This is a genomic window from Tatumella terrea, from assembly GCF_039523755.1.
Classification (GTDB): Bacteria; Pseudomonadota; Gammaproteobacteria; order Enterobacterales; family Enterobacteriaceae; genus Tatumella; species Tatumella terrea.
Genome location: NZ_BAAAFX010000006.1, coordinates 433,804 through 444,140 on the forward strand (window position 1 = coordinate 433,804; position 10,337 = coordinate 444,140).

Sequence of the window (10,337 nt, forward strand, 5' to 3'; positions counted from 1 at the left end):
GAGTACAGCAAAATGGTAACGATAAAAAAAAATCCTCTGACATTTTTATCGCCATTAATAGTTGTTTTTATTATTACTGCGTGTAGTCAGGAAGGAAAAGTAAAAACACTGACTGAAATCGAAACCGGGCAAACGCTTGAGTGGTCATCAGAAGATGCAACCATTAAAGAGGATTGCAGTAAATTCCAGCCCACCCGTGAACAAATACTGAGTTTTTTTAACGAAGCCCAGCCTGTTGAAGGGTTTGTAGTGACTAAAGATCGTTATACCCCTTGCTTCACTTCCGGTCAGCTGGTCTGGCGTGACGGCACCAGCGCCAGCTGGAACTTATACTCCAGCGGAACAGCCAGTCTTTTGCTGAATAATGGTGAAACAATACATCTGTATCAGCGGGATTATCATTGGATTGACCCAATGGAATGCACTTATGGCTTGGGTGATGAAGGAGAGTGTTAATCAATTTTAACCTTTAACTATAAATCCGGAGCAGATCTGGACAGGTAAGTGACAGGTTTATTCGCATTACTGGCCGGAATTTCGGCGGTTCCGGTGTAGAACCCCTGAGCGAGATTTATTTGAACTAAGACAAAACCTTTTAAAGAATGCAAACTTACTATTCTTAATGTGCTTGTCCGACTGAGCAGGCGCCACACCGTTTTAAAGGTTACTGAGGAATTCTTTCACCATCGACCTGGTTACCGAACCGATCAAAATGCATCCGCTTTGTACCCTCCGGGAACACCTGCCAGATTTCACCATTGGGATAAGTTTTGCTATACACCTGAGATTTGAGCAACAGTTTTACGCGACGATCTACCAGCGTCTTAAAATCAGCATCATTCAGCCAGCCATGATCGGTAGGATTGAGTAACAAAGATGCCTCTTCCGTCGGATTCTGAACAGCATTGGCTAAAAGGTCAGGATATTTTTCATATTCGGACACGGGTACCACCTTAATTTTTCATGCACGAATTATTGAAAGGATACACGGATAAGTATCAGATAATCCTCTTTTTATCGGGAGGAAGATGCATCAATAAAGTTCTCCCGCGATAACGTGTTCAGGCATTGTACTCCATCGATGACGGTCGCGGGTCCTTCAGCATCACTGTCCGGAAATTCCCGCACGATGGCATGCCCTCATAGGGAAAATATTCTTCAACATGCTGGCCACTTTTGCTAAGTTTGAAGGAGATTTGATACGCCTTCGTAGCAGGAATATAGCCAGAGGGAAAGGGCGGCTGCATGGGAAGCAGCCAAAACCATCGGACAAACAACAGAAAGAATTGTACCGGATGCATGGAGCCGGATAGTACTCAATAAGCGATCTGGCGGCGTTATTTCCAGTCTCACGGCCAACAGTCTATCGAACGCTTTCCCGGATTAATAATCTGAATAATCAACAGATAAACTTCTACCATAAAGACCATGAATAGCTCGCTAAATAAGTCCTTTCCGGGCAAAAGTGATCCGGGTCGCTTCATTCAAATCCATACTTTTCATAGCTTCAGATGACACCCAGGTAATTTCCTGAAATTCCTCATTAAAGGTAATGTTCCTGTTTGTACTAATACAGTCAAATATAAGATAAATCATGTAAATTTCTTCGGTGGTGCCATCCGGATACGTTTTAGTCCGGATATCGTCACGAAAAGCCCACGGCTTAACTTCCGTGATACGTAGTTCTTCCCCTAACCCGGACACCAGGATATGCAGGGTCATCAGACTCCGTGAGTGTTTAACGCAGTTGGCTATCTTTACTGCCGCGCCGGTTATAACCACTCACGATGGCATTCTTTTTATCTTCCTTCGCCTGGCAATTAACACAATAGCGGACACCGGCCAGCGCCCGCCGTCGGGCTTCAGGGATGGGCTCACCGCATTCATCACAGAATTCTGCGCTTTCACCCTGACCCAGATGATCTCTTGCGCGAGCGACAGCATCTTCAATGGTGGCATCAATTTGCTTATTAACGGCGCCGTCATCAGACCAGCCCCCGGCCATAAATTATCCTCCTGTCTTCCCGGTAACACTGAAGTATAGACGAAAATGACCGGAAGACACTCCCGGCCCGGACGATGAACCTCAGAGTCTTTCTCTGCACCGACAAAAAAAGGTGAAATATCACACAAAAATGATGGCGTCGCTATGTGAAATCTGGTGAAAAGAGCAGGGGGCTTATGGCTGTTTTTCGCGTAGCGATACCAGTGATTTACCTGCCTGTTTGCGGCAATTGTGGCTGACCAGGAATAAATGATGAATTTGACAACATATTTTCAGTGGTGACGATCAATTGATGCTGACAATAACCATTATCATTGGCTATGTCATCTTTCAGCATCCGGGGCTGATGACGGTTTTACTGAATGACACTACATGTGAAAAAGATGCCATCAACTATTTACTGGCAATTGATAATTTTAACTTCAATGCTGATGGAACACATTGCCTTTCGATGTGGCCAAAAACACAAGTCGCTACCTATGATTACGGGTACAGTAGTGGGGAACAGGAGGTTATGCACTTTTTTATGGGAATGCCGGGGCATCCTCTTGGTCTGAATGTGAATGGTCAGGGAACCAGTGTGGCCGAACATAATACTAACTCCGGCTATGGCCCCACATTTGATAACGATATTTTGCCCGACGTTCCTTTTGCCATTAGCCTGTGCGCAGATTATGCAAAAGATGATGATTTTCGAAAGGAAGAATGATTAGGATTGGGGGGATCGGGTTGTTAATTATCGTAAAAGCGAAGAGGCGTTCCGCACATCCAATCGAACCTCCGGCATAGAGTTCTGCTGATAAACAGCAACACACCCCGGAATCATTCTGATACTGAGTCAGAGGGGCGTATTACTTCGGAACCTGAAAAAATTCTACTCCCGGCCGGCAAAGAGTTTCCTGTGATCCGGAATCACCTCAAGTGCCGCTTCACTGTTTTCATTGAGAAATGAATGATTGCCAGCAAGTCTCCGGGAACAGGATCTGACACTCCGGGTCTCCCTCGATGATGGAGATAAACCGGCGAAATATCACTCAAAAATAATGGCGTCGCTACGTGAAATCTGATGAAAGAGCAGGGGGTAAGGTGCCGATTTTTCGCGTAGCGTCACCGGTGATTTACCTGCCTTTCTGCGGTAATCGTGGCTGACCGGGAATGAATGATCAATCTGACATCATATTTTCGGCGGTGACGCTCAATTGATGCTGACAAAAACTATTATCATCACAATGTCATGGCTTAGCGGCGGGTGTGAATGGCAGCAGTTAATCGGGTAAGCACATGGATTTGAGGATAGACAGAGAGCAGCTTTACTCAAATTCTTCAGGAGACTCTTTTAACGGTTGAGAATTTACAGCGATGTGTAAGAGATATGTCTGACATTGCATGCTGCGTCAGACTTTCATCTTCAGACATAATGTATTATCCCGCCATGCTCCATGCTGAGTGGGCGGGTATTTTATGTACAGAAGCCTGATGACACTGAATTTTCTGTTAACCTCATTTAACTTTTGACTGGACACTATGAAAAAGACCTTTGTGATGACGTTGATCCTGATAAGCCTGACGGGGTGCGTTGGGTATCAGTGGGTTAAACCCGGAACCGACAGGCAGCAGGCAGAGATGGCTGAAACTGAATGTAAAGCTCAGGCGCTCAGGGATTTACCACCTGATAATCAAATCACGGGTAAATACACCTCTAAAAATAAAAAATATAAAACGACCGATACCAGCTACTCAACGAGTGACCAAAATGCGGGTCAGCGAGGTATTTTGGTGAAAGACTGTATGTATCGTAAAGGCTGGACACGTATCAAAGTCCAGCAGTAAATAAACGATGCATTTCCGGAAGTGGCTCAGGTTGTTGGCTATCTTTCGACGGCGGCCGGCGGAGATGACGGCTAATTTCATTATTCACCAGAGAACAGGATGATCTGCGTCAGCAGACAAAAGTTATATTGAGTAAAGTAACGAGTAAAGATGATGGCCGCAACCAGGAAGGTGAGGCCAGATGAAACAACAGGATTCATGTGCGGGTATTCAAGGTTGTGTGGGTCCAGTGATTATAATATCATATTTAACATAATATACATTATGCGAACCTTTATTATTTTATAGTTCAGGTATCCTGACTGGCCTGATATTGACGTTGATAGCCTGGCTTATATCGTCCGGCAATCTGAACATGGGCTTCCAACAGGAAACCCATATTCGTGTTACTGTTCTGTAAGTTGAATATCGGCAATTACCGGTAAATGATCACTGGCAGCTGACCAGCTGAACTCTGGTGAGTTATGTGGAATTTCGAGGGCTCTGGTGTCCCATTTCTGCCCTTTGAAAGTAAAAATATGGTCGATATCGATCGCGGGATTGATTGCCGGCCAACTGCGGGTGTCGGTCCCGGGCTTAGAAACTCTGTTAAAAAAATAACCTATCTCTTTTAACGGCTGCTCTTCACGTGTGGAGTTAAAATCACCGGCCAGAATCTTTATCGCAGAGGAAATATTTTTAAAATCAGAAGGCGCATCACCGATACTTAGGTCTAACAGGTAACGAGCCTGTCCGGTACGAATGGCAGGATCTTTTTGCCAGTCGAGATGCGTTACCATGATTATCGGTGCAGAATCGAACCCGGGTATCTCTACTTGCACCAGTAATACAACGCGCTGTTCGGCATCGCCCGATGGCAACTTAATCACCTGTGAATGCAGAATTTTATATTTTGATAGCAACCCCAGACCATATTCACCACCGTCAAAATCCAGTGCCTTACCAAACACGTAATGCATTTTATTGGCATCGGCAAGTAGCTTTAACTGATCGATTTTCTGACTACGCTGAGTTTTGTTATCGACTTCCAGTACCGCAATAATGTCAGCGTTGATTTTTTTAATCGCTGTATTAAGTGCCGTAAAATCAGTGACGTTGTCGGAGGCTTCATTCTTACCGATATTATAAGTGGCTATCCGCAGTGCTGGTTTATCCCCGGTGTAGACTTTATCGGGCACCCCGCCTTTTTGTACGGTAAGTATCTCATTACCTGAAATTTTATCAGAAGCCTGTACGTGGGCCATAAGACATGCCAGTGCCACGATTGTCAGAGCAAATCCTCTTTTCATTACTTTTTGAGTCCCTGTTTTAAAAATAAGGACTGATGGTATCAATTGTAACAACCAGGGTTTGAGAGGCGTTGCACAGACTCGTAACAGTGAACAGAGATTTCCAGCATTCTCCTGGTGTTACATGAGGTACCGTTTTAATAACGAAAATTATCCCGCCGCGCCTGAGGTCGGATCAGCTCATTGTGTACCAATACTCAACGGTTATAGCAGGAAACAACATCTCAAGGAAAATCCGCTTTTAACTCCCCTTTTCTTCCGGTGTCGCTACGTAAATTCCGGGAAATTTCCGGAGGATTATCCCTGCATTTTTTACGTAGCAACACCGGGTTTCAGATCGAAACGTTGCTGTATTAAGAGTGATATTACTCCCGGCGGCTGTAAAAAATCATCCCGGCCACCGGTCTCCATTACACGCGTAGTGCCCGTTAATCCGTTAGTCGTATAGCCAGTGACCCGCTTTGGCAGACGCGATTAACATCTCTATCGTCAAATCAGGCACTCGAGGAATTTCTTTTTTCCGGAACGGATTTAGCAGATGGGTCAGCGACGGTTCTGGCGGATAATAGGTTCTGATTGAAAAATTCCCACGTTCGATCCCCAGCGTCAAAAAATAATCCTCCATCAGCGCTAACGCCTCATCATCGTCCAGATGCAGATCTGAATCCAGATCCGTTGCGGGTGACAATACTCTCTGCTTAAAAAGATAAAGACCATCGTGACTTTTTACCAGGTCATAAATTTGTTGTTCAGGTGTCTCACTTACCATATTTTGTCATCTCCCCGGGCAATACGGTTGTAATCCCTGACGGTGTTATAGACAATCTGTGACACATCAGACGCCAGAATCCCCCATCCCATCACAGGTATAGCACGACCTGTAAATGAGCTGATCTTAGCAACCATTTTTATCTTCAATGTCGATGGCGGATATCCACCGATCACCGAAGGCAAAAGTATCCCACGCGGAAATTTAGTCGTACCAAAGATTTTACGTGAACTGCGGGAGGCTAATGAAGTACCCTCAATCGCATTACGAGGCTTTGCTCGTGTAGGTAAAATATTCAACCCAGCCACGATAGAGACTAAGGCACCAAAATCGTTCACATCCAACTGATTAGCGGTATTTTCACAGAAAATAATGAACTGTAACTGACTGGCAGTCAGGTTTGAACGACCTGCATAAAAATATGTATTGTTCATTTCTTCAACTGTATCCATACGGTATTCCCTCCTTCTTTGTCCTTTTGAATATAAAACACACGAAATTGTCACAGGACTCGCACAGGCTTCGTTGATTGTACTTATTCACAGAATTATGTCCGGGGAATGTGTCACGAGTTCGATGGATGTGCATTGTCTCACCGGAAATCTGACGGTTAACTCCCCTGTTCTTTTGCTGTCGCTACGTAAAATCTGAATGCTGTTCAGGGTAATGCCCCTGTATTTTTCGCGTAGCAACACCCGATTGCAGGCTGGAAATAGCTGAAGAGCGTCGTTATCAGGTGAAACGTCTTTGAATCGCTATTGCTGAACGCCTGGTGCATGGGTGATGATTCACCCTGTAACCCGATACGAACAACAGGAAGATCCTTTCGCCACCAGGCTTAATGGCTTCCTGGTTCAGAAAATTCCACGTTCGGTTCTGTCAAACTTCCCGGCCCTTATATGGTATGATGTCGGCCAGACCTCTTGTTATCCAGTATTTATGAAGCCATTAAAGTATCTTCAGGGATATCCCCCTGACATTCTCCGCCAGATCCAGGCCATCGCTGACCAGGGAAAACTGGGTCGCTGGCTGACCAGCAAATACCCCGACCGGCATGATATACAGAGCGATAAGTCTTTGTATCAGTATGTCGATGGCTATAAACAGCGCTATGTACGGAACGCATCTTCGCTTTCGAAGGTGTATTACGATAATAAACAAAACCCGATCACCGGAACCTTAGGCACAAATACCTTTGTCTCACGGGTTCAGGGCGGAAAACTGAAGGCAAATAACGAAATCCGGATTGCGACCTTGTTCCGTGATGCACCGGAAGCCTTTCTTCGCATGATCGTGGTTCATGAACTGGCGCATCTTAAAGAGAAAGAACACAATAAAGCGTTTTATCAGCTATGTTGTCATATGGAACCGGATTATCATCAGCTGGAGTTCGATATGCGATTATGGCTGAACTGGCGCGATCAGCAGGCCTGATCCCTTAGGCCTGTTGACGATTGCCGTCGGGGTTTGACTGATTTGTACACTGCACTTTCTGACAGCTCTGTTATTTACAAAACCCCTAATGTATGTTGTAACTAAAAAGACCTCTTACAGGCACTGTCTTTCGGATAAAACCTAACGTGGTACAAAGGTATACGTCCCTCTGCGCGATTTTCTTCGGATTGATTTCATGCTCGGTGTATTTTATGAAGTTCGAAGTCATTAAAGACACCGGCTACGCAGAACGTATATTATCCTTTTCAGGAACAGTCGTTATTCACGCCCTGAGGTAATTTATTTCAATAACGATAAGTGAATCTCATCACCCGCTATTATCTTGTCCCTGTCCATAATATTGTATTGACCGAAGAACTTTATGCTGCTTTTTATTCTAATAAGACAATGCATAAATACAATCTGCGAATTCTGAATAGAGTTTCCCGGGGGGTTATTTGAGCAAGTTCTCCCTGCTACAGAAACTATCGCCAGTTAACGTCCCGGGCTGCACGCCCGATGGCGGGAAGATGAACACACAAAGAAAGATGTAATAATTTTGTTGCCATTATTTACATTATAATTACAAACGCGGTTCATTTTCTGACTCACTGAGCAGCTGTTCGTGGATGACCACAGAACCAGTCCCGGGGGGGGGGGGCATTAATCGACTGATTTATATTGGTATTTTTTATTTCACTTTAAATTTGGAAATAAACAGTTGATAAAAAAAGTAAAGGCTAATAAATTAATCAAAGAAGAGGTTTTCAAAGGAAAAATCTATCATTGATACCCTTGACTGTAAGCAGTAATTGTTTTGATACCTCTGCCCTTTATTTTCAGGTTGTCTTCTTTATTCACGGTGACTGGCAGCACGGTTCTGCTATTAGTTGAGAGTTATCATTATCTGAATTCAATTTATTAATTTCTTCGATGACTGTATGCCAATACATTTTATGCACGGAGTAATAAATGAAAATATTCAGCTTTGGGATCAATGTAGTTCTATTACTTTCCTGTTTCAGTAGTTATTCCAGAGACGGAACCATTAACTTTACAGGGTATATTTATCAGTCTGCATGTGGTTACGACTCCTATAAAAGCGTATTTAATTGCCCGAAGGCCATCCGGACCGCGGCGACTCAAACGTGGCATAGGCTGACGACCGCCACGCTTCCACCGGATTTCGGTACCAGTCAGATGAACTGGCTAAATACCACCCATTCACGGGGCATTATGACCCTTTCTTATCGCTAAACTCCCCCGCACGCTTTGCGGTTTTTTACCCCGGGCGTCACGCTTCAGGCAGGCAGATGAAACCATCGATTCATAATGCCTGCTCGTAGTGCATCTTCCCGCCCATCCGCGATCATTGCACTTTCTGCGTGCATCTCACCGTTATATACTCTTTTATTCAAACCATTGATTTTACTTGCTTTATATACACCTCGTGAATAAATCACCCTATCCCCCGGGTTGGTACAAAAGTTGCAGCCATTCCCCTGTCCGGAAAAGGAGAGAAGAATGAAAGCAATAATTATTGGCGCCGGTATTGGCGGGATGAGTACAGCCCTGGCGCTTGGCCGGTGTGGTTATGATGCTGACGTCTATGAAGCCGTCAAAGAGATCAGGCCAGTGGGTGCCGCCATCTCTGTCTGGCCAAACGGGGTAAAATGCCTCAATTACCTTGGCCTGCGTGATTCGGTAAAAGCACTGGGCGGCAATATGGCCTGGATGGCTTACCGTGATTATATCAGCGGGAACGATATGACCCGTTTCAGTATGGCGCCTCTGGTGTCGCGTGTCGGTGAATCCCCCTATCCGGTCGCCCGGGCCGAGCTTCAGCAGTTGCTGATTGAAAGTTACCCTGCAGAAAAAATCCACTTTGGTAAGCGTGTTTGCCGGATAGAACAGGACGCAGAAGGTGTCAGCGTCTGGTTTGATGACCAGAGTCATGCCAGAGGAGATTTTCTTATCGCCGCCGACGGCACTCACTCCGTGGTACGCGAATATGTGCGGGGGTTCCCTACCGAGCGTCGCTATGCCGGTTATGTGAACTGGAACGGACTGGTGAGCATCGATGAGTCGATTGCGCCCGCGGATCAATGGACAACGTATGTCGGTGAAGGTAAACGCGTGTCCCTGATGCCGGTCAGTGATAACCGCTTCTACTTCTTTTTTGATGTTCCGCTGCCGAAGGGCTTAAAGGAAGATCGCAGTACGGTCAGAGAAGACCTGAAAGGCTACTTCCGCGGATGGGCACCACCGGTGCAACGGCTGATCGATGCTATTGACCCGCAAACCACCAACCGGGTGGAGATCCACGATATAGAACCTTTCATGGAGTTTGTTAAAGGTCGCGTGGCACTGCTGGGCGATGCTGCACACAGCACGACGCCGGATATCGGCCAGGGGGGCTGTGCAGCCATGGAAGATGCCGTGGTACTGGCCTCGGTACTGGCATCGCATTCACTGAGTCTGGAAGACAGTCTGTTACGTTATCAGCAGCGCCGGAATGAGCGCGTCAAAGACCTGATCCTGAAAGCCCGTAAGCGCTGTGATGTCACCCACGCCAAAGACCCTCAGGTCACCGAAGCCTGGTATCAGGCACTCACCCGTGAAGATGGCGTCAATGTGCTGGCCGGAATGTGTGAAACCATCGAAGGCGGGCCATTGGGCTGATGATGGGACCAGCAGCTCTGTACCCGTACCATGCCGGTTATCCGCCGGCATTTTACTCCATGATGCCGGACGTCCCCGGCCTCGTCAGCAGGCTCAGTGAGTCACCGGATGTCATCGCGTACACTCGCGATAGCTGACTAAACCCGTCCCGGAATAGCTTTCCTTACAGCGTCTTTAACAGATAACTTTCTGTACCGTGAGACGCAACGCTTAAGGCTCCTGAATGGGATCATGCACCAATCCGGGCTACGCCTGGCAATTCTCTGCGGCCCGGTATTCCGGGCTATCAGCGAATAAAATGGCTTAGCGGCGGTCCTTCTGGCATTCA

Annotated in this window: 10 protein-coding genes and 2 pseudogenes; 6 read left to right on the plus strand and 6 right to left on the minus strand. The window is 46.1% G+C overall.

What is annotated here, in order from left to right; genetic code table 11:
* Window positions 1–12 precede the first annotated feature (12 nt).
* Complete coding sequence (locus ABD035_RS05030) at window positions 13–456, plus strand: hypothetical protein (RefSeq protein ID WP_212712878.1); 444 nt, start codon at window positions 13–15, stop codon at window positions 454–456.
* Between the two features lie 208 nt (window positions 457–664).
* Here ABD035_RS05030 and ABD035_RS05035 read toward each other — a convergent pair whose 3' ends face one another.
* Window positions 665–943: a CHRD domain-containing protein gene (locus tag ABD035_RS05035; protein WP_343868169.1), complete on the minus strand. Its 279-nt coding sequence runs from the start codon at window positions 941–943 to the stop codon at window positions 665–667.
* Window positions 944–1,142: 199 nt separating this feature from the next.
* Between ABD035_RS05035 and ABD035_RS05040 the strand changes: the two are divergent.
* A pseudogene (locus ABD035_RS05040) lies at window positions 1,143–1,436 on the plus strand (helix-turn-helix domain-containing protein); the annotation flags it as partial.
* 4 nt (window positions 1,437–1,440) lie between these two features.
* On the opposite strand, the pseudogene nudI reads toward ABD035_RS05040, so the two are convergent.
* Together nudI and ABD035_RS05050 are read right to left on the minus strand one after the other, a co-directional pair.
* Window positions 1,441–1,695 (minus strand): annotated as a pseudogene (gene nudI, locus ABD035_RS05045) (nucleoside triphosphatase NudI); the annotation flags it as partial.
* A 43-nt stretch (window positions 1,696–1,738) separates the two neighbouring features.
* Window positions 1,739–2,005, minus strand: coding sequence for a DksA/TraR family C4-type zinc finger protein (locus ABD035_RS05050; protein WP_343868171.1), 267 nt, complete (start codon window positions 2,003–2,005; stop codon window positions 1,739–1,741).
* A gap of 289 nt (window positions 2,006–2,294) precedes the next feature.
* Here ABD035_RS05050 and ABD035_RS05055 point away from each other — a divergent pair, with 289 nt between their 5' ends.
* Window positions 2,295–2,714, plus strand: a complete 420-nt coding sequence (locus ABD035_RS05055; protein WP_343868173.1) for a hypothetical protein — start codon at window positions 2,295–2,297, stop codon at window positions 2,712–2,714.
* Between the two features lie 914 nt (window positions 2,715–3,628).
* A complete protein-coding gene (locus tag ABD035_RS05060) occupies window positions 3,629–3,835 on the plus strand; it encodes a hypothetical protein (RefSeq protein WP_371813061.1) in 207 nt (68 codons plus the stop codon).
* 386 nt (window positions 3,836–4,221) lie between these two features.
* Here the strand turns inward: ABD035_RS05060 and ABD035_RS05065 are convergent, their stop codons facing one another.
* From ABD035_RS05065 to ABD035_RS05075, 3 genes are all read right to left on the minus strand, one after another.
* Window positions 4,222–5,124, minus strand: a complete 903-nt coding sequence (locus tag ABD035_RS05065) for an endonuclease/exonuclease/phosphatase family protein (protein WP_343868240.1) — start codon at window positions 5,122–5,124, stop codon at window positions 4,222–4,224.
* A gap of 436 nt (window positions 5,125–5,560) precedes the next feature.
* Entirely contained in the window at window positions 5,561–5,893 is a 333-nt protein-coding gene (locus ABD035_RS05070; RefSeq protein WP_343868175.1) for a DUF1493 family protein, read from the minus strand.
* Window positions 5,887–6,345 (minus strand): STM2901 family protein, encoded by a 459-nt coding sequence (locus ABD035_RS05075; protein ID WP_343868177.1) that lies wholly within the window; start codon window positions 6,343–6,345, stop codon window positions 5,887–5,889. The genes ABD035_RS05070 and ABD035_RS05075 overlap by 7 nt, the downstream gene beginning before the upstream one ends.
* 487 nt (window positions 6,346–6,832) lie before the next feature.
* Between ABD035_RS05075 and ABD035_RS05080 the strand changes: the two genes are divergently transcribed.
* Together ABD035_RS05080 and hpxO are read left to right on the plus strand one after the other, a co-directional pair.
* The gene (locus ABD035_RS05080; RefSeq protein WP_343868242.1) at window positions 6,833–7,327 is read left to right on the plus strand and encodes a M48 metallopeptidase family protein; all 495 of its coding nucleotides are present in this window, start codon (window positions 6,833–6,835) and stop codon (window positions 7,325–7,327) included.
* 1,524 nt (window positions 7,328–8,851) lie between these two features.
* Window positions 8,852–10,009, plus strand: coding sequence for an FAD-dependent urate hydroxylase HpxO (gene hpxO / locus ABD035_RS05085; RefSeq protein WP_343868179.1), 1,158 nt, complete (start codon window positions 8,852–8,854; stop codon window positions 10,007–10,009).
* Window positions 10,010–10,337 lie beyond the last annotated feature (328 nt).

Coding starts and splice junctions, on each gene's coding strand:
- ABD035_RS05070 (WP_343868175.1), bottom strand. CDS start 5,893: ATGGTAAGTGAGACACCTGAACAACAAATTTATGACCTGGTAAAAAGT.
- ABD035_RS05075 (WP_343868177.1), bottom strand. CDS start 6,345: ATGGATACAGTTGAAGAAATGAACAATACATATTTTTATGCAGGTCGT.
- hpxO (WP_343868179.1), top strand. CDS start 8,852: ATGAAAGCAATAATTATTGGCGCCGGTATTGGCGGGATGAGTACAGCC.
- ABD035_RS05080 (WP_343868242.1), top strand. CDS start 6,833: ATGAAGCCATTAAAGTATCTTCAGGGATATCCCCCTGACATTCTCCGC.
- ABD035_RS05050 (WP_343868171.1), bottom strand. CDS start 2,005: ATGGCCGGGGGCTGGTCTGATGACGGCGCCGTTAATAAGCAAATTGAT.
- ABD035_RS05030 (WP_212712878.1), top strand. CDS start 13: ATGGTAACGATAAAAAAAAATCCTCTGACATTTTTATCGCCATTAATA.
- ABD035_RS05060 (WP_371813061.1), top strand. CDS start 3,629: ATGGCTGAAACTGAATGTAAAGCTCAGGCGCTCAGGGATTTACCACCT.
- ABD035_RS05065 (WP_343868240.1), bottom strand. CDS start 5,124: ATGAAAAGAGGATTTGCTCTGACAATCGTGGCACTGGCATGTCTTATG.